Source organism: Thauera aminoaromatica, from assembly GCF_000021765.1.
GTDB lineage: Bacteria > Pseudomonadota > Gammaproteobacteria > Burkholderiales > Rhodocyclaceae > Thauera > Thauera aminoaromatica.
Window position 1 is genome coordinate 4,347,647 of record NC_011662.2, and the last position, 18,935, is coordinate 4,366,581.

At 70.9% G+C, this 18,935-nt stretch carries 16 protein-coding genes and 1 pseudogene; 4 read left to right on the plus strand and 13 right to left on the minus strand.

Translation table 11 applies throughout. The features are described 5' to 3' along the window. Positions 1–24: 24 nt before the first annotated feature. The 3 genes and pseudogenes from TMZ1T_RS19150 to TMZ1T_RS19155 form a co-directional block, all read left to right on the plus strand. Complete coding sequence (locus tag TMZ1T_RS19150; RefSeq protein WP_012586248.1) at positions 25–1,605, plus strand: cryptochrome/deoxyribodipyrimidine photo-lyase family protein; 1,581 nt, start codon at positions 25–27, stop codon at positions 1,603–1,605. Positions 1,606–1,623: 18 nt separating this feature from the next. Further along, on the plus strand, positions 1,624–1,770 hold the full coding sequence (locus TMZ1T_RS20760; RefSeq protein ID WP_169316034.1) for a DUF2256 domain-containing protein: 147 nt from the start codon (positions 1,624–1,626) through the stop codon (positions 1,768–1,770). Between the two features lie 66 nt (positions 1,771–1,836). Beyond that, positions 1,837–3,204 (plus strand): annotated as a pseudogene (locus TMZ1T_RS19155) (DASH family cryptochrome); the annotation flags it as partial. A gap of 38 nt (positions 3,205–3,242) precedes the next feature. Here TMZ1T_RS19155 and TMZ1T_RS20765 read toward each other — a convergent pair. The 5 genes from TMZ1T_RS20765 to TMZ1T_RS19180 form a co-directional block, all read right to left on the minus strand. After that, positions 3,243–4,175: a DMT family transporter gene (locus TMZ1T_RS20765; RefSeq protein ID WP_012586250.1), complete on the minus strand. Its 933-nt coding sequence runs from the start codon at positions 4,173–4,175 to the stop codon at positions 3,243–3,245. A gap of 92 nt (positions 4,176–4,267) precedes the next feature. Beyond that, on the minus strand, positions 4,268–4,654 hold the full coding sequence (locus TMZ1T_RS19165) for a group II truncated hemoglobin (RefSeq protein ID WP_004316760.1): 387 nt from the start codon (positions 4,652–4,654) through the stop codon (positions 4,268–4,270). 384 nt (positions 4,655–5,038) lie between these two features. Further along, the gene (locus TMZ1T_RS19170) at positions 5,039–6,547 is read right to left on the minus strand and encodes a 3'-5' exonuclease family protein (protein WP_012586251.1); all 1,509 of its coding nucleotides are present in this window, start codon (positions 6,545–6,547) and stop codon (positions 5,039–5,041) included. Between the two features lie 72 nt (positions 6,548–6,619). Then, positions 6,620–6,823: a heavy-metal-associated domain-containing protein gene (locus TMZ1T_RS19175; RefSeq protein ID WP_004316756.1), complete on the minus strand. Its 204-nt coding sequence runs from the start codon at positions 6,821–6,823 to the stop codon at positions 6,620–6,622. 77 nt (positions 6,824–6,900) lie between these two features. Continuing rightward, positions 6,901–8,097 (minus strand): glycosyltransferase, encoded by a 1,197-nt coding sequence (locus TMZ1T_RS19180; RefSeq protein WP_012586252.1) that lies wholly within the window; start codon positions 8,095–8,097, stop codon positions 6,901–6,903. A 162-nt stretch (positions 8,098–8,259) separates the two neighbouring features. Here TMZ1T_RS19180 and TMZ1T_RS19185 point away from each other — a divergent pair, with 162 nt between their 5' ends. After that, the gene (locus TMZ1T_RS19185) at positions 8,260–10,827 is read left to right on the plus strand and encodes an EAL domain-containing protein (protein ID WP_012586253.1); all 2,568 of its coding nucleotides are present in this window, start codon (positions 8,260–8,262) and stop codon (positions 10,825–10,827) included. Positions 10,828–11,401: 574 nt separating this feature from the next. Here TMZ1T_RS19185 and TMZ1T_RS19190 read toward each other — a convergent pair. The 8 genes from TMZ1T_RS19190 to TMZ1T_RS19225 all read right to left on the minus strand — a co-directional run bounded on the left by TMZ1T_RS19190 (position 11,402) and on the right by TMZ1T_RS19225 (position 18,666). Next, the gene (locus TMZ1T_RS19190) at positions 11,402–12,238 is read right to left on the minus strand and encodes an EcsC family protein (RefSeq protein WP_004316752.1); all 837 of its coding nucleotides are present in this window, start codon (positions 12,236–12,238) and stop codon (positions 11,402–11,404) included. Positions 12,239–12,302: 64 nt separating this feature from the next. Next, positions 12,303–12,971, minus strand: a complete 669-nt coding sequence (locus TMZ1T_RS19195; RefSeq protein WP_012586254.1) for a DsbA family oxidoreductase — start codon at positions 12,969–12,971, stop codon at positions 12,303–12,305. Positions 12,972–13,131: 160 nt separating this feature from the next. Further along, the gene (trhP, locus tag TMZ1T_RS19200; RefSeq protein ID WP_012586255.1) at positions 13,132–14,550 is read right to left on the minus strand and encodes a prephenate-dependent tRNA uridine(34) hydroxylase TrhP; all 1,419 of its coding nucleotides are present in this window, start codon (positions 14,548–14,550) and stop codon (positions 13,132–13,134) included. Between the two features lie 130 nt (positions 14,551–14,680). After that, a complete protein-coding gene (locus TMZ1T_RS19205) occupies positions 14,681–15,445 on the minus strand; it encodes an enoyl-CoA hydratase-related protein (protein WP_012586256.1) in 765 nt (254 codons plus the stop codon). A 169-nt stretch (positions 15,446–15,614) separates the two neighbouring features. Next, positions 15,615–16,658 (minus strand): DMT family transporter, encoded by a 1,044-nt coding sequence (locus tag TMZ1T_RS19210; RefSeq protein ID WP_012586257.1) that lies wholly within the window; start codon positions 16,656–16,658, stop codon positions 15,615–15,617. 86 nt (positions 16,659–16,744) lie between these two features. Then, on the minus strand, positions 16,745–17,437 hold the full coding sequence (locus TMZ1T_RS19215; RefSeq protein ID WP_012586258.1) for a hypothetical protein: 693 nt from the start codon (positions 17,435–17,437) through the stop codon (positions 16,745–16,747). 20 nt (positions 17,438–17,457) lie between these two features. Continuing rightward, entirely contained in the window at positions 17,458–18,192 is a 735-nt protein-coding gene (locus tag TMZ1T_RS19220; protein ID WP_012586259.1) for a HupE/UreJ family protein, read from the minus strand. A 63-nt stretch (positions 18,193–18,255) separates the two neighbouring features. Next, on the minus strand, positions 18,256–18,666 hold the full coding sequence (locus TMZ1T_RS19225; RefSeq protein ID WP_012586260.1) for a hypothetical protein: 411 nt from the start codon (positions 18,664–18,666) through the stop codon (positions 18,256–18,258). Positions 18,667–18,935 lie beyond the last annotated feature (269 nt).

Here is an 18,935-nt window from a genome sequence, read left to right on the forward strand (position 1 = left end):
CGCACGCACGCGCAGGAGCGCGCCGTGAGCTACGGCCTGGTCTGGTTCAAGCGCGACCTGCGCCTCGCCGATCACGCCGCCTTGGCCACGGCCGCGCGGCGCGGGCCGGTGCTGTGCGTGCTGATCGTCGAGCCGTCGCTGTGGGCGCAGCCCGACGCCGCGCGCCAGCACTACGAGTTCATGCTCGAAAGCGCACGCGAGCTGCACGCCGGGCTGGCCCGCGTCGGCGGTCGCCTGCACCTGCTGGTGGGCGAGGCCGTCGCGGTGCTCGATCGCCTGCACGCCGCAGCGCCCTTCGACACCCTGCATTCGCACGAGGAGACCGGCAACGCCGCGAGCTACGCGCGCGACCGCGCGGTGGCGCGCTGGTGCCGGGCGCGCGGCGTGCGCTGGCACGAGCCGGCGCAGTTCGGCGTGGTGCGCCGGCTCGACGACCGCGACCGCTGGCAGGCAGCGTGGGAGGCGCAGGTCGCCGCGCCGCAGGTCGAGCTGCCCGAGCCCTCGCGGCTGCGCTTCGTTGCGTTGCCCGCTGCCCTGCAGCCGGGCGCCGGCGCGACCTGGCCGGATCGCGGCGCGATCGCCGCCGTGCGTGCGCCGGCGGCCGTGGCCCTCGGGCTCGACGCCTTCGAGCCGCCCCGGCGCCAGCGTGGCGGGCGGCACGCGGCGCTGGAGGTGCTGCACGACTTCCTCGACGCGCGCAGCGGGCAATACCGCGGCGGCATCTCCTCGCCGCTGAAGGCACCCACCGCGTGCTCGCGGCTGTCGCCCTACCTGGCCTGGGGCTGCCTGAGCCTGCGCGAACTGGTGCAGGCCACCCGCGCGCGCGTCGCCGCGCTGCCCGAGGGCGACCGCCGCCGCGCCGGCCTGGCGGCCTTCCTCAGCCGCCTGTACTGGCACTGCCACTTCATCCAGAAGCTGGAGAGCGAGCCGACGCTGGAGTTCCGCAACCTGCACCGCGGCTACGACGGCCTGCGCGAGCCGGAATGGAACCAGGCGCATTTCGACGCGCTGGTGGGCGGGCGCACCGGCTGGCCACTGGTCGACGCCTGCGTGGCGATGCTGCGCGCGACCGGCTGGCTCAACTTCCGCATGCGCGCGATGCTGGTGTCGGTGGCGGCCTACCCGCTCTGGCTGCACTGGCGCGAGGTCGGCCTGTGGCTGGCGCGCGCCTTCCTCGACTACGAGCCCGGCATCCACTGGAGCCAGCTGCAGATGCAGTCCGGCACCACCGGCATCAACACCACCCGGGTGTACAACCCGATCAAGCAGGCGCGCGACCACGACCCGCAGGGCGTGTTCGTGCGGCGCTGGCTGCCGGCACTGCGGCGGGTGCCGGACACCTGGCTGTTCGAGCCCTGGCGCATGCCGGAGTCGGTACAGGCGCGCTGCGGCGTGCGCGTCGGCGAGGACATCGCGTTGCCGGTGGTCGATCTGGAGAGCGCCACGCGCGCCGCCAAGACGCGCATCCACGCACTGCGCGCCCAGCCCGAGGTGCGCGCGGCGAAGGCGGCCATCGTCGAGCGCCACGGCTCGCGCAAGCCGCCGCAGGGGCGGCGCAAGACGGCGGCGGGGTCGGCGTCGGGACAGCTGGACCTGGGGTTTTGAGGGGGCAAGGCGATGCGGATGCGGCGCAAGGGGGATCTGCCGACGAAGCCATGCGCGGGGTGTGGGCGGCCGTTCGCGTGGCGGAAGAAGTGGGAGCGCGTGTGGGACGAGGTGCGCTTTTGCTCGGAGCGCTGCCGGCGGGAGCATGGCAAGCCGGGGCGCTGAACGACGACTTTTTGCGGCGGGCCGCGGAGAACAGGCGGGCCTCGAGGGCTTTGCGGGTGGGTGTCGATGCTTTCGGACGTGGTGATCTTCTGGTTTCGCAACGATCTGCGCGTGGGTGACAACCTCGCGCTGGTGGAGGCCTGTGCGTCCGCCGGGCGCCTGCTTCCGGTTTACTGCCACGACCCCTCCGCCGATGCACCGACGCGCTGGGGCTTCGTGCGCCGCGGGCCGCATCGGCGCGCCTTCCTGGAGGCGGCGCTGGGCGACCTGGATGCGGCCCTGCGGGCGCGCGGCAGCGCGCTGCTGCAGCTGAACGGCGCGCCGCGTGCGGTGCTGCCGGCGCTCGCGGAAGCCGTGGGGGCGGCCGTGGTGGTGTGCGAGGCGATCGCGGCACCCGAGGAGGAGGACGAGCTCGCCGCGCTACGCGCCGCCGGGCTGAAGGTGAAGGCGATATGGCAGTCCACCCTGCTCGACCCCGCGGCGCTGCCTTTCGCGGCGGCGCGCCTGCCCAAGGTGTTCACCGCCTTTCGCCAGGCAGTGGAGTCCGCCGGCCTGCAGCCGCCCGCGCCCCTGCCGGCGCCGCGGACCCTGCCGCCGTGGCCACCGCTCGATCGACCGACCCGCAGGAGCGACGCAAGTCGCGATCTCCGCGCCGGGCGCTCGCCGGGGGTGGCCGGTCGCGATCCTTGCGCCGGGCGCTCGCCGGGGGTGGAGCGTGCGGAACCGGGGAATCGCGACTTGCGTCGCTCCTACGGGGGCTCCTGCGGGGCCGCCGATGCGCTCACCGTGGAAATCGGCGAACAGGCCTCGTTTCCGTGGTGGCAGCCGGCATTCGCCGGGGGCGAGCGTGCGGCGCTCGCGCATCTGGCACGCTATTTCGCCGGCGATCGGCCGCGGCACTACAAGGCGACGCGCAACGGGCTGAGCGGCGTCGACTTCTCCAGCAAGTTCTCGCCCTGGCTGGCGCAGGGCGCCTTGTCGGCGCGGGTGGCCTTGGCCGCGCTGCGCCGCCACGAGATCGAGCAGGGGCCGAGCGACGGAAGCTACTGGCTGTGGTTCGAGCTGCTGTGGCGCGACTACTTCCGCCTCCTGCATCTGCAGCAAGGCCGCCGTCTGTACCGGGCGCGCGGGCTGAACGAAGGCGCAGCGCAGCCCGCGCACGACGCCGCTGCGTTCGCGGCCTGGCGCGTGGGCGGCACCGGCCATCCCTTCATCGACGCCGGCATGCGCGAGCTCGCGGCCACCGGCTGGCTGTCGAACCGCATGCGCCAGATCGTCGCCAGCTACCTGATCCACGACCTCGGCTGTGACTGGCGTGCCGGCGCGGCGTGGTTCGAGGCGCAGCTGGTCGATTACGACGTGTATAGCAACCAGGGCAACTGGCTCTACATCGCCGGCCGCGGCACCGATCCGCGTGGCGGGCGGCGCTTCGATCCGGACCGGCAGGCGGCGATGTACGACGCGGACGGCGCCTATCGGGCGCTGTGGGCCGAGCCCGAGCCGCGCACGCGGGCCAGCGCCGCTGGCGGCAGCGCGCCGAGCAGGGCCCCGGCCGACACCACCACGATGCCGACGATGGTGGTCGTGCCGAGGGCCTCGTCCAGGATCAGATAGGCGCCGATCGCGGTAAACGCGGGCACCAGCGCCAGCATCATCGAGGCTTCGCCGGCGCCGACCTTCTGCACCGCGTAGCTGTAGAAGCCGGCGGCGAGCATGGAGGCGATCACGCCCTGGTACACGCACTGCAGCGCGATCTCGCCCCAGCTTGCGGCGCCGATGCCGGATGGCAGCCAGAGCAGGTAGATCGGCATGAAGACCAGCGCCGAGAAGCTCGCGATGCCGAGGATGCCGAACTGCGGCTTGACCTGCCAGCGCCGCATCAGCAGGCCGAAGATCGCCCACGCCAGTGCGGCGGCGAGGAAGAGCAGGTCGCCGATCCAGGCGCTCCCCTGCGCCGGGGCGAGCAGGCTCTCGAAGCCGATCAGCAGCAGGCCGGCGGTCGAGAGCAGCAGGGCGACCACGGTCGGGCGGGCGATGCGGAAGCCGCTCGTCACCGCCATGATCACGATGGTCCAGAACGGGATGCCGCCGTTCACGAAAACCCCCGCGTGCGCGCTCGGCGCGAAGGCGAAGCCCCAATACACGCACAGCCCGTAGGCCAGCCCGCCGACGCAGGCGAGCACGGCATGGCGCGGCCAGTCGCGCATCGGCACGAAGCGCAGGAAGAAGGGCAGCGCGATCATGCCGGAGACGCCGTAGCGCATCGCGGCGAGGTCGAAGGGGCTGAAGCTGGTGGTGGCGCCGAAGCGCGACACGAGGTTGAAGCCGGACCAGAACACCACCACGGCGAGTGCGGCGAGCAGGCCCCGGACGGCGTCGGAGTGGGAGGGGTGGGGCGTGGTCAATTCGGCTCCGGATAAGGTACGGGTGGGCGGCGGTGATCGTCGGCGCGCCAGGACCGGGAGCGGCCGGGCGCGCCGGGCGGCCGCGGGCGGCTTCAGCCCGGCTGGTTGCGCATGAAGTCGGCGGTCTTGAAGAAGCTCTGCAGCAGGCGCTCGCGCATCGGCTCGGCGATTCCCGCCTCCTCCATCGCCAGCAGCATGCAGGCGACCCACTGGTCGCGCTCGCGGGTGCCGATCGCGAACGGCATGTGGCGGGCGCGCAGGCGCGGGTGGCCGAACTGCTGCACGAAGAGGTCCGGCCCGCCCAGCCAGCCGGAGAGGAACATGAAGAGCTTGTCCCGGGAGCCCTGCAGGTCTTCGGGGTGCAGCGCGCGCAGTTCGGCGAACTGCGGGGTTTCGGCCATGAGGCCGTAGAAGCGGTCGCACAGGCGGGCGAGTACGGGTTCGCCGCCGATCGTGTCGTAGGGGGTGGTCGGGTCCATCGTGGTCCACGGGGGCTGTGGGGGGGGTTGCGGCACCTCGAACCAGGCGCACCGACCAGGATTGTCGCAGACTCGGGCAGCGCTTGCGCGGTTCGGCGCCCGGCGGTACGCGCGGCGAGGCATCCACCTCCGGCGCGGCCGGATTGCAGCCGCGGGAGCGGGCTGGCTGGCGTATCCGAAACCGCACTCGTCGCCGGCTGCGCCGGTTTTCCGTGGGAGCGACGCGAGTCGCGATGACGGCCACCCGGCTGCGACGAGTCTCGGCGGGTGATCAGACGTTGCCATCGCGACTTGCGTCGCTCCTGCAGAATCCGCCTTGCATCCCGGATGCTGCGCCGGCTGCGCCCGACTCGTGCCCCGCCCCCCGGGGGGCGTGGCTGCGCCTTAGAGCTGCACCACCGGCAGCCGCCTCACCGCCTTGACCAGGATCTTGTAGATGTCGTGGTCGAAGGCCGGGCGGCCGGCCTCCAGCAGGTCGGCGAGCATGGCTTCGTCGGTGGCGGTGCCGAGCCAGCGCCAGCCGTCGACGACGTGGATGGCCTCGCCCTCGCGCAGGCCGACCGGGCCGGGCCAGGTCCAGTGCTCGACCTTCAGCGCGTGCAGGGCCTCGATCAGGCGCAGGGCGTGGGCCTGGGGGGATTCGCCGCCGTGGCAGGCGCCACGGCAGCGCTTCAACTGGAAGTCGAAGCAGCGCGCACCTTGCGGGGGTTTCTCCAGGCCGAGCAGCGGCGGGCACAGGGCGTGGTCGCGGGCGAGCGCGCGCAACCGGTTGGTGGCCTCGCGGCGGGTGCGGAAGAAACCGTAGAGGTCGTCGCGGCGGCCGAAGTCGAGGTCGGCCGCATGCACCAGCTCCAGCCGCCAGTCGCCGACGATGTCGGTGGCGAGCCGCCAGGTGCACAGCTCGCGGTTGCGGCGCAGCTGGCGGTTGTGGGTGGGCTGCAGGCGCTTGACCAGTTCGGCTTCCTTCAGCAGCGCGCCGATCTCGCCGGCGGTCGCGATCCATTCGATGCGGCGCACCTGCTGGGAGAGGCTGAGCTCGCGGTCGCTGCTGTGGTCGGCGGCGAAGTGCGACAACACCCGGCTGCGCAGCCGCGTGCTCTTGCCGATGTAGAGCGGCAAGTCCTGCAGCGGCGCGTGGCGCTTGCGGTCGCGCGCGCCGGTGCGCGCCCTGCCGGGTCCGAGCGGATCGGCCTCGGCTTCGGCGTCGGCTTCATCGTTGCCCCCAAGCTGGCTGCTCTCGCCCCCGCGCTCGCCGTAGAACAGATACACCCCCGGCGTGTCGGGCAGGTCGGCGATTTGCTCGGGGTCGAGGTGGGGGGGCAGGCTGGGGTGGCCGATGAGTTCGCGCACCGCGGCATCGATGTGACCGGGCGGAAAGCGTTCGTGGATCTTCTGCCAGAACTGCCACAGCAGCCGGGCGTCGCCGAGCGCACGGTGGCGGTCGGCCACCGCCAGGCCGTGGCGCTCGATGAGGTGGTCGAGACCGTGGCGGCGGTGGTCGGGGAACAGCCGGCGCGACAGCTTGACGGTGCACAGCACCTGCGGCCGCATGTCGAGCCCGGCGCGGCGGAAGGCGGCGCGCAGGTGGCCGTGGTCGAAGCGTGCGTTGTGGGCGACGAAGAGGCGGCCGTCGAGACGGTCGAAGACCTCGTCGGCGATGTCCTCGAAGCGCGGTGCGTCGGCGACCATGTCGTCGTCGATGCCGGTGAGGCGCTGGATGGTCTCTGGGATGCGCGACGCGGGACGCACCAGCGTCGACCACTCGCGCACGCCGTCCTCATCCACCTGGACGATGCCGATCTCGGTGATGGATTCGCGTTGGGCGGGGCCGCCGGTGGTCTCGATGTCGACAAAGGCGAGGCCGCCGGGAAAGCTGCGGAGGGTGGGCGTCAAGAGGGGGCGAACCGGCGGATGGGGTCGCTCTTCGAGCGTGCGCGGGCGCGCGGGTTCCCGTGCCCGCCGTGTTCAGCGCACGCCGAAGCCGGCGTCCTCGATGGCCTGGTGGATGTCGGCCTCGGCGACGAAGGCGCCGTGCTCGATGGTGGCCGCGCCGGTCGCGAGCGAGATCTCCAGCCAGCCGATGCCGGGCAGGTCCTGGATGGCATTGGTCACCAGGCGCAGGCACTCCTCGTCGCGCATGCCGGTGATCGTGAGCGTGGTGGTGTTCATGGGCAGCTCCGTGTCCGATCGGCGCATCTTGTGCGCAGGCACGGGCGCGCGCAAGCCCGGGCCGCCTGCCGAGCGTCTCAGCGGGTGGAGACGACCTGCGACGCGTGCACCGGCGGCACAGACTGCGGCGCGGCGAGCAGCCTGCGGTAGAGCGCGGCGAGCCGCCCGGCCATCACGCCGTCGGCCCACTCCGCGGCGTAGCCCCGCGCCTCGGCGGCGAGGCGCCGACGCAGGCGGGGGTCGGCGAGCACGACGTCGACCACGGCGGCGAAGCCGTCGGGATGGTCGGGCGCGATGCGTGCGCCGCGCTCGGGGCGCAGGATGTCGGTGGTGCCCATCGCGGACAGCGCGACCACCGGCAGCCCGGCGGCCATCGCCTCGAGCAGCACCAGGCCCTGCGTCTCGGTGCGCGAGGCGAACACGAACACGTCGGCGGCGGCGTAGCAGTCGGGCAGGCGGCGACGGCGCTCGAGATAACCGACGAAGCGCACGGTGCTGCCCAACCCGGCGGCGAGCGCCTGGCGCTGCAGGCGGGCGTTCGCCGGGCCCTCGCCGGCGACCACGAGGACGAAGTCGGGGCGGCGCGCCTTCAGCCGGGTGGCGACCTCGAGCAGGAAGCCGATGTTCTTCTCGTGCGCGACGCGGCCGATGTAGAGCGCCATCGGCGCATCTTCCGGGATGTCGTAGAGGCGGCGGAAGTGCGGACCGTCGCCGGCGGCGAAGTCCTGCAGCGGGATGCCGGTGGGCAGGACCTCCATCGGGCTGCGCACGCCGTAGCCGGCGAGGCGCTCGTGCATCGCGGTCGAGGGCACCACCACCGCATCCACCGCATTGCACTGCGTGCGCGACACCCGCCGCGCCAGCCCGCGCAGCACGCCCGCGGGCAGGAAGGGCAGGTAGTGGTGGAGGTATTCCTCGAAGAAGGTGTGATAGGTCAGCAGTACCGGCCTGTCCTGGGCGCGCGCGGCGCGCAGTCCGGCACGATGGGCGAGGAAGGGGGTCTGGATGTGCACCAGGTCGCAGACGGCGGCCTCGCGCAGGGCGGCGGCATGCATCGCGCGCGCATCGACCAGGCGGTCCTCGGGGTCGAGCGGCAGGCGGCGCCCCGCGACGCGCACGATGCCGGGCTCCTCGGCCTCGCCGGCGTAGCGCGGCGCGATCAGGCGCACCTCGACACCCTGCGCGGCAAGCGCGCGGCGAAAGGTCGCGATCGACGTGGACACGCCGTTCACACGCGGAAAGAAGACGTCGGAGACCATCAGCACGCGGATCATTCGGCCAGCATGCGCCGGGCGTGTTACCGCAGGGTGAAGGCCTCCCTGCGGGTTAGCCGAGGTCCGCCTGCCGGGCCACGGGTGCGACAATGTGCGCAGCCGCCTCAGGTTTCAGTCGGCTGGAGCCGTTATACAGAATCTAAAGCCTGTGCCGAGTCCCCCATGAACCGTCCTGAATCCGACCGCCTCCTGAGCGAGGAGGCCTTCTCCATGCCCGGCAACGACGAGACCCGCGTCGGCGAGATCATCGGCCGCAACCTGCTCGAGTGCGCCCCGGACGAGCCCCTGCACGAGGCCGCGCGGCGCATGAGCGAGCGCCGGGTGAGCTCGATCCTGGTGGTCGAGGACGACCGTGTGGTGGGCATCTGGACCGAGCGCGACGCATTGCGGGTGGATTTCGACGACCCCACGACCTTCGCCCTGCCGGTACGCGCCGTGATGAGCTCGCCGGTGCGCGTGGTGTCGACGGCGACGCCGCTGCACGAGCTGACCGTGCGCTTCCGCGAGGAGCACGTGCGCCACTACGTGGTCGAGGACGAGACCGGCCGGCGCGTGGGCATCGTGTCGCAGACCGACGTGGTGCTGAACCAGGGCATCAAGCACTACCTCAAGCTGCGTCGGGTGGATGCGCTGGTCAAGGGCGGCCTGCACGCGCTGCCCGCGGCGGCGGGGCTGGGCGAGGCGACGCGGCGCATGCGCGAGGGCGGGGTGGACGCGGTCGTGGTGGATTACGGCGCGGCGGACGCCTCCGCGCCCGCGGGGCGCTACGGCATCCTCACCGAGCGCGACGTCACCCGGCTGGTGGCGCAGCGCACGGCCGACCGCGCGCTCGGCGAGCTCGCCAGCCGGCCGCTCGTCACCTGCCGCGCCGACGACAGCCTGTACCGCGTGCGCATGCTGCTCGCCGAGCGCCACATCCGCCACATCGGCGTGCTCGACGGCGAAGGCGAACTGGTCGACCTGGTCAGCTTCAAGGACATCCTCAGCGGCATGGAGCTGGCGTACGTGCATGAGCTGCACGACGCCCTGCGCGCGCGCGACCTCGCGCTGAGCGCCTCGCAGCGCGACCTCTACCTGGCCGAGAAGGTGATCGAGAGCTCGCTCGAAGGGGTGATGGTCACCGACGCGCACGCGCGCATCCTCTCGGTGAACCCCGCCTTCACGCGCATGACCGGATATGCGCCGGAAGAGGTCGTCGGGCTCAATCCCTCGGTACTCAACTCCGGCCGCCAGAGCCCCGCCTTCTACGCCCGCATGTGGGACGGCCTGCTGGGCGACGGCCAGTGGCAAGGCGAGGTGTGGAACCGGCGCAAGACCGGCGAGGTGTATCCGCAGCTGCTGCACATCACCGCGATCCGCGACCGCGAGGGCGTGCTCACCCATTACGCGGCGCTGTTCACCGACATCAGCCGGCTCAAGGAGACCGAGGCGCGCATCCGCGACCTCGCCTATTACGACCCGCTCACCGGCCTGCCCAACCGCCGCCTGCTCGACGACCGCCTGCAGGTCGAGCTCGCCCACGCCGCACGCCTGCGCTGCCGGCTGGCGGTGATGTTCGTCGACCTCGACCGCTTCAAGCGCATCAACGACAGCCTCGGCCACGCGGTGGGCGACAAGCTGCTGGTCGAGATCGCCGCCCGCCTGCGCGCCAGCCTGCGCGACGACGACACCGTCGCCCGCATGGGTGGCGACGAGTTCCTCGTCGTGCTCAACAACCTGTCCGGCCCCGACGAGGCGGCGACGATGGCGCGCAGGATGGTCGCGGAGCTGCGCCGCCCGGTGAATGTCGAGGGCCGCGAGCTGGTGGTGACGACCAGCGTGGGCGTCGCCGTGTACCCGGACGACTCGCGCGACGCCGACACCCTGGTCAAGCACGCGGACGTGGCGATGTACCGCGCCAAGGACGAGGGGCGCAACAGCTTCCAGCTCTTCGAGCCGGCGATGAACGCGCGCTCGCTCGAGCGCCTCGCGCTCGAGACCGCGCTGCACCGAGCCCTGCCGCGCGACGAGCTGCAGCTCTACTTCCAGCCGGTGATGAAGGCCGAGGGAGGCGAACTGGTCGCGGTCGAGGCCTTGCTGCGCTGGCGCCACCCCGACCTCGGCCTGGTGTCGCCGGCCGACTTCATCCCGCTCGCCGAAGACACCGGCCTGATCGTGCCGATCGGCGAATGGGTGCTGCGCAGCGCCTGCGAGCATCACCGGCGCTGGTGCGAGGCGGGCGGCGCACCGCTGCACATGATGGTGAACATCTCGGCGCGCCAGTTCCGCGAGGAAGGCTTCGCCGCGATGGTCGGCAGCGTGCTCGCCGAGACCGGCATGACGCCGGGCGACCTGACGCTGGAGCTCACCGAAAGCATGCTGATGGACGACACCGACCGCGCGCTCGCGCGCCTCGACCATCTGCGCGCGCTCGGCGTGTGCCTGGCGATCGACGATTTCGGCACGGGGTATTCGTCGCTCGCCTATCTCAAGCGCTTCCCGATCGACGAACTCAAGATCGACCGCCTGTTCGTGCGCGGCATCGACCGCAATACGCGCGACGCGGCGCTGGTTTCGGCGATCGTCTCGCTCGGCCACAGCCTGGGCCTGCGCGTGGTCGCCGAGGGCGTCGAGACCGCCGCCCACCTCGACGTGCTGCGCCGCCAGGGCTGCGACCTGGCGCAAGGCTTCCACTTCAGCCCGCCCTTGCCCTGGGAAGAGTTCGTCAAAGCCTACCCGCCGGCGGGCTGAGCGCCGCGGTCCTCGTACGGCCAAATCGCGACTTGCGTCGCTCCTACCGGGGCTGCACCGGCGGCGGTCGTCCGGAGCGCGGTGCCGCGGTTCTCGTAGGAGCGACGCCAGTCGCGATCGGCCGCAATCCACGCGCCGCGGTCCTCGTACGGCCAAAATCGCGACTGGCGTCGCTCCTACCGGGGCTGCGCCGGGGGCGGTCGTCCCGGAGCGCGGTGCCGCGGTTTTCGTAGGAGCGACGCCAGTCGCGATCGGCCGCAATCCACGCGCCGCGGTCCTCGCCCGGCCAAATCGCGACTTGCGTCGCTCCTACCGGGGCTGCGCCGGCGGCGGTCGTCCCGGAGCGCGGCGCTGCGGTTTTCGTAGGAGCGACGCCAGTCGCGATCGGCCGCAATCCACGCGCCGCGGTCCTCGCACGGCCAAATCGCGACTTGCGTCGCTCCTACCGGGGCTGCGCCGGGGGCGGTCGTCCGGAGCGCGGCGCCGCGGTTTTCGTAGGAGCGACGCCAGTCGCGATCGGCGGCAATCCACGCGCCGCGGTCTTCGTACGGCCGAATCGCGACTGGCGTCGCTCCTACAGGAAACCGCTACGGTTTCCGGGATGGGGGCGTCCGACCGCCTGCCACGCCGCGCGCACCGCCTCCTCGCCGTAACGGCGTTCCAGCCGCCGCACGGTGAAGTGGCCGCGGCTGACGGCCTGGAAGTGGTCCATGAACATCAGGTTGATCGTCGCCCCCGCGGCGGCGCCGATGCCGGGCACCAGCATGCCGGCGGCCTTCTGGGTGAGCTGCACCTTGTAGCGCGCCGCCACCATCGTGATCAGCCGTGCCAGCGCCGGCGCGCCCTCGCTCGACAGCCCCTTCTGCGCGAAGTGGCGCGCGGCCTCCGACACCGTGGTGGCGAGGGCCGCACGCACGGCGTAGTAACCCGCCTCGGCCGCGTCGTCGCTGCTCGCGTTGCCGCCGAGGGCGAACACCTCGAGCGCGGCCAGCCTCGCCTGCGCGCTGCCGATGTCCTCGCCCTCGCCGCGCGCGATGTCGAGGATTGAGCGCATGATCAGCACGGTCGACAGCGGGATCTCCACCGTCAGCCCGGCGACCCCGAAGGCGCCGCCGCCCGCGCCGCTCACCGAGCCGAGCAGCTTGTGCAGGCGCGGAGAGGCTGGCTGGGCGGCGGGCTGCAGGGTCTTCGCGGCGGTGTCCATCGCCTTCATCAGCGCGTCGTGGGCGAGCCCGCCGATGCGCTCGCGCCAGCTCGCCGGCAGGCGCGCCATGCCCTTCTCCAGCGGGCTGCCGACGAAGCTGCTCAGGCGCGCGGCCAGGCTGGGCCGCTCGAGCAGCACGCGCGCCTCGGCGAGCGCGCGCAGGTCGGCGGCGTCGAGCATGTGGCGGGTTTCGTGGCTTGCGTTCATCGCGATCGGGTCCGGTGAGGGTGTCCCTGCTCAGACGCGTCGGTGGCGGCGGGCGTTCCCGCCCTCAGGACGGTTTGCCGGTTTCCAGCGCCTGCAGCAGCGCGGCGCCGATCACCGCGGCGGACTGTGCGCCCGACAGGCTGAGGCGGCGGTCGAGGATGAAGAAGGGCACGCCCTCGATGCCCTGGCGACGCAGCCCGGCGGCCATGCGCTGCACCTTGTCGGCATCGGTACCGCGCTCCAGCCACTCGCGCACCAGTTCGCGGCGGTCGCCGCAGGCGGCGGCGAGATCGGCCAGGGTGTCGAGGTCGCCGATGTCGCGCCCCTCCTGGAAGTGCGCGGCGAACAGCGCGTGGGCGAGCGCGCGCACGCGCTCCGGCTTGTGGCCGTGGGCCTGGGCACGGTAGAGCAGGCGGTGCGCGGCGAGCGTGTTCGGGCGCGTGGCGATGCGCTCGAAGGCGTACTGCAGCCCGTCGCCGGCGGCGGCCTCGCGCACCTGGTCCAGCACCGCCTCGGCCTTCACCGGGCCGCCGAACTTGCCCTCCAGGAAGGCGCGGTAGGGCTCGCCCGCGGGCGGAGTGTCCGGGTTGAGGAAGAAGGGCAGCCAGTTGATGCGCGGCTCGATGTCGGGGCGCGTCGCGCGCAGCTCGGCGAGCGCGCGGTCGAGACGGACGGCGCCGAGGAAGCACCACGGGCAGACGAAGTCGGAAACGAGGTCGATGTTCAGGATCATGGGGAGGGGGTGAGTTTCGATGTACGGCTGGGGAAGCGGGGATGCGGGCACGTCGTCCGCGGCGGGGCTCAGGTTAAAGGATTCCTGAACACCGCGCGTCCACGTTGAAGCCCGCCTTGATGGCGACACACGACCGCGCCCGGCCGGCGGTGGTCGCACTTCACAGAAAGCGCGCGATGAAGCAGGGTCGCGCCGGGTCCGCATCCGCCGGCAGCGCCAGCCAGACGCGCCGGCCGCTGCCCGGCACACGCTGGATCGCCTCGCCATCGGCGCCGAACAGCCGCTCCAGCACCGCCTCGGTGTTGCCGCCCGGCTGTACGAACTCCAGCCGGTCGCCGACGCCGAAGCCGTTCTTGACCTCGACCTCGGCCAGGCCGCGCGCGGCATCCCAGCCGACCACCTCGCCCACCAGCAGGCTGCGCCCGGATTCGGAATGGCCGCGCAGGTAGTTCTGCTGCTCGGGGGTGGAGTGGCGCTGATAGAAGCCGTCGGTGTAGCCGCGGCTGGCCAGGCCCTCGAGTTCGCCGAGCAGGCGTACATCGAAGGGCCGCCCGGCCACCGCATCGTCGATCGCGCGCCGGTAGCCCTGGGCGGCGCGGGCGACGTAGTAGGGGCTCTTGGTGCGGCCTTCGATCTTGAGCGAATCGACGCCGATCTCGACCAGGCGCTGCACGTGCTCGATCGCGCGCAGATCCTTCGAGTTGAGGATGTAGGTGCCGTGCTCGTCTTCCTCGATCGGCATCCGCTCGCCCGGGCGGGTGCCTTCTTCCAGCAGCCACAGCTTGCTGCCGCCGAGGTGGCGCGGGCCGCCGCCGAGTGCGAGGCCCTGCGCGGTGTCGAGCGCGCTGCGGGTGGCGGTGCCGACCGCGCCGGCGTCCTTGGGGTTGCCGATCGGCGCGCCGCCGCAGGCCTGCACGTCGCCGGCGGCGTCCTCGGCGGCCTCGTGCAGCTTGTAGTCCCAGCGGCAGGAGTTGGTGCAGCTGCCCTGGTTGGGGTCGCGGTGGTTGAAGTAGCCCGACAGCAGGCAGCGCCCGGAGTAGGCGATGCACAGCGCACCGTGCACGAAGACTTCCAGCTCCATGTCCGGGCAGGCGTCGCGGATCTCGGCGACCTCGTCCAGCGACAGCTCGCGCGACAGGATGATGCGCTTGACCCCCACCGACTGCCAGAAGCGCACCGAGGCGTAGTTGGTAGTGTTGGCCTGCACCGAGAGGTGGATCGGCAGCTCGGGCCAGCGCTCGCGCACCATCAGGATCAGCCCGGGGTCGGCCATGATCAGCGCGTCGGGCTGCAGCGCGATCACCGGCGCCATGTCGTCCTCGAAGGTGCGCAGCTTGGCGTTGTGCGGATAGATGTTGGCGACGAGATAGAACAGCTTGCCGGCGGCGCGGGCCTCGGCCATGCCGGCGGCGAGCGTGTCGAGCTGGCCGAAGTGGTTGTTGCGCACGCGCAGCGAATAGCGCGGCTGGCCGGCGTAGACCGCGTCCGCGCCATAGGCGAAGGCGGTGCGCATCATGTCGAGGGTGCCGGCGGGGGCGAGCAGTTCGGGGCGGCGCGGGGCCGGGGGGGAGGCGGGCATCGGGGGCGGGCGGGCAAAAGCGCATTTTACCTGCGCGGGCGGGGGGCGCCGGCGGTGGATTCTTGCTGCGATGATCGATCTGCCGCACCTCCGCCACGTCACCCGGCTGCGGCGGCCGGCATTCAAGCCCTCAACGATGCTCGAATCTCGGCTTCCGCTTTTCCGTGAACGCGGCAAGCCCCTCGCGAAAGTCATGCTCGGAGAAACACGCGTGGAACAGCTCGCGCTCCAGGGCAAGGCCGGCATCGAGCCCCACCTGCGCCCCATTGACCGCGGCCTTGATCCTGCAGGCGACCGGGCTCGAGTACGACGCCACCAGCCGGGCGACGGACATGGCAGCGGCTTCGAGCGCCTCATCCGGAACCACGCGCGACACCAGGCCGGCGACAAGCGCCTCGTCCGCGCTCAGCGCGCGCCCGGTGAGCAGCAGATCCATCGCGACATGCTTGCCCACGACCCGCGCCAGCCGCTGCGTACCGCCCGCGCCCGGCATGGCGGCCAGCGTGATCTCGGGGTGGCAGAAGCGCGCCGAAGCGGCGGCCACGACGATGTCGCACATCTCCACCAGCTCGCACCCGCCACCCGCCGCCAGTCCCCTCACGGCAACGATCAAGGGCTTCCGGAGCCGGGGTGGCGCGGAAACGCAGCCAACAAACCCCGTCGCCCTGGCCTGTTCGGCGCTCATGTCCAGCATCTCCCGGATGTCCGCCCCGGCACAGAAGTGCCTCAGCGACGTGGAGATGAGGATCGCCCGCACGTCTTCGCGCGCGTCCAAGGCCAGGAGCGCATCGTCGATTTCCTTGCAGAACTGCAGGTCCAGCGCATTCAGCGCATCGGCGCGATTCAGCTCAAGATGGCCGACGCCATCAGCGCATTCGACGGCAACCGAGGTCATTGTCGTTGTCTCCGCTGTATGCAGATTCAAGAATTTCGTTGTCCGCTTGGAATGACTGCAGTCGACCCAATCCAGCCGTCGGGCACTTCGTGGCTCGAACGGCAAGTAACCGAGTGAAGCCGCCACCTCGCATGAGATATTGGGGACGCGAAGTTGGTGCTTCGTTCAATCAATGTGAGTGCCGATGGTGGATGTCTGGAAAGTGCGGGTGCTTGTGAACCAGCGCCTCGTGACGGTGCCAATGTTCATGTGACTCGTCACTGTTCCAGGCGAAGTCGTGTTCGTGCTGGTGGTGTTCGTCATGGGTGTGCCGATGGCCATGCTCCATCGGCTCATGCACGTGCTCGTGCTCGTGATGCTCGGTGAGGTGTAACCACACCCCCCAGCCCATCAGGGCTGCCGCAATCCAGAATGAGATCGAGGTCGACTCCCCCAGCAGGGCCAGCGACACTGCCGCGCCGATGAACGGCGCAGTCGAGAAGTAGGCGCCGGTGCGCGCCGTCCCCAGTCCGCGCAGCGCAAGCACGAAGAGGACCAGGCTGATGCCATAGCCGAACAACCCGACGACCAGGGTGCCGAGCAGAACCGCACCGTCCGGCAGGCTCGCGCCGAGCGCAAACGCCAGTCCGACGTTGACCGTGCCCGCCACCGCACCTTTCGTGGCCGCGATGAAGAGCGCATCCGAGGCCGACACGCGCCGCGTCAGGTTGTTGTCGATTGCCCAGCACATACAGCCGGCGGCGATGGCGAGCGGGCCGATCCAATCGTTCGTGCTCTCTTCACTACCCGACCAGGACAGCACGACCCCGCCAGCGACGATCGCGAGCATGCCGAGCACGATACGGCGGTCGGCGTTCTCCCTGAATACGACCCACGCGATCACGGCGGTCAGTACCGCCTCGAGGTTGAGCAGCAGCGACGCGGTCGAGCCGCTGGTGCGCGTGAGGCCGAACATCAGTGCGAGCGGGCCGAGCACGCCGCCGAAGAAGATCGCCCCCAGCAGCCACGGCCATTCCCGCTTGCCCAGGCCGGAGGGCGTCCAGCTGCGATCGCGGATTAAGCGCGCCACAGCCAGCCCGAGCCCGCTTCCAAGGTAGAGCAGCCCGGCCAGCAGCCAGGGCGACATCTCGCCGACCAGCAATTTGGCAAACGGGGTGCTCGCGCCGAACAAGGCCGCCGCGAGCAGTGCATGGATCACGTGGATGTTGTTCATTGCCCTGGCCCGGACGGCGTGGCAGCCATCCGATGGAAACGATAGCCGGAAACGCCCCCGCCCCGGACAGGGCGAGGGCACCACGTTTACAGCACGCGCTCGATCCTGGCGTACTCGCCCTGGGTCTTGAGCGTGACCGTGACGTCGTAGCCGGAGCGGTTGCGCCAGAACCAGCCATGCTTGCCGTCGAACGCCGCGACCAGTTCGCCCTTGCTGCCGAGCTCGTTACGCCCCTTGCCGTAGCCGTGATAGAAGTCCTTCGGCGCGTCGTAGGGGTCGCCATGTGTGTCGAAATTCACTGGGCCGCCGGCGCTCGCCCACTCATAACGAACGCGGTGGTCCTTGTTCATCGTCAGTTTGACTTCGGCGCCCTGACCGGGCTTGAGCGTCACGGTCACCGTGTCCTGTCGTGCGGCGGCGGGCGCGGGCGCGACCGCTGCGGGCGGCAGTGCGGCGACCGCGAACGGCGCAGGTGCCGGTGCCGGGACAGGCGCCGCTTCGGCACGAACCGCAGGCGCGACGGCTACGGGCTGTGCGGGCGCCGTTTCCGTGGCAACGCGCTCGTCGGCGCGGGCCTCGGCCGCGAGCGAGATCTTGATCTCGCCCATCGGCGTGAGGCCCAGGGCGCGGCCGATCCCGGTGGGGTCGATGCCGTACTCGGCCGGCAGTACGGTGGTGACGAGGAGCCCACCGGCGATCAGGGCAGCGAGGGCGGTCGAGCGCAGCAGCTTGCCGGTGGTCGGCAGGTCGGCGCGTTTGGGAAGGTCGGTGTTGTACATGGTGGATGACTCCAGGAATCTCAGGATACGAACAGGCCGGTGAGCTGATAGCCGATCAGCATGAACCCGGCGCACATCATGGCGACGTTGGCGGTATAGGCGTGCTGGAAGAAGCCGGCGGTGCGGCGCCAGAAGCCCATCGCGATCAGGATTGCGCCGAGCGCGAGCAACTGGCCGATCTCCACGCCGACATTGAACGCCAGCAGGTTGGGCAGCAGGCCATCGCGGGCGATCTCGAACTCCTGGATCTTGGCCGCCAGGCCAAAGCCATGGAACAGGCCGAAGACCAGGGTCGCCACCTTTGTGTTCGGCTGCACGCCGAACCAGCGCTGGAAGGCGCCGAGGTTGTCGAGCGCCTTGTAGACGACCGACAGGCCGATGATCGCGTCGATCAGGTAGGCATTGACGTTCACCCCGGCGTAGACGCCGTACAGCATGGTGACCGAGTGCCCGATCGCGAACAGGCTGACGTAGAGCGCGATGTCCTTGAGCTTGTAGAGGAAGAAGATCACCCCGGCGAGGAACAGCAGATGGTCGTAACCGGTGACCATGTGCTTGGCGCCAAGGTAGGTGAAGGGCAGCAGGTGCGTGCCCGAGATCTCCTGGATGTAGCCCTTGTCGCCCTCGGTCACGCCATGGGCGTGCGCGAAAGCGCTCAGGAACAGGTAGAGCAGCACGCCGATGAAAGCGTGCAGCAGCGGTCCGGAGCGTGGCAGCACGGCTGCCCGCCCCCGGCTGGGGAAGGTATGGGTCATGAAAGTCTTCCGATGAAGTTTGTTGGGTGAGCCCGGCGCTTCACGCGCGCGGGACTCGACAGGTCAAACGATCAGGAGACGTTTTGGCGGGCGCTCGAGCAGGGCGCAGGGCGCGGGATAGGCGGGTCGACGCTCGTCGGCGATCCACTGATCGGACAACGGTGCGACACCCATCGCGTGCGTGGGCGGCACGTTCGGCTTGTCGTGACTGTGATCGGCCGGATTGTGCCCATGCTGGTGGGGCCCGCCCTCGTCCTCGAAGTCATCATGGCGATGGCCATGATCGTCCTGACCTGTGTCTGCATCGGCAAACGCATGCGCGTGCGTGCTTGCATGCAAGGGGTCGTGAGACAGGGAGATCGCGCTCGAGAACGCGATCAGCGCATGCGAGAGCATCAGCAGCCCGATCACCCCCCTCGCCAGAACGCGGGCGATCTTTTGCGAGAAGAGAGAGGGGGCGGCAAACACGGTCATGTCGGGTCGGTTTCGCGAGGGCCGGGCGCCTTCGGCGATCCGTTGGCCGTTTTATACAGGAGTCCGGATTGTTGCGGGAAATTCGCAACAAACGGAAACGTCAGGGCCTTGGCGAGAATCGACCCGCCCACGTGTGGACGCAACTCCGTTGCCGGCACCAAGGTTGGGGATGACGCAACGAGTGCAGCGGGCGGGAGTGTGGTCTGGATGGCCGTTATCCCGATGCGGTTTGCGCGGTCGCCGAGGAGGGATGAGCCGCAGAGATGGGT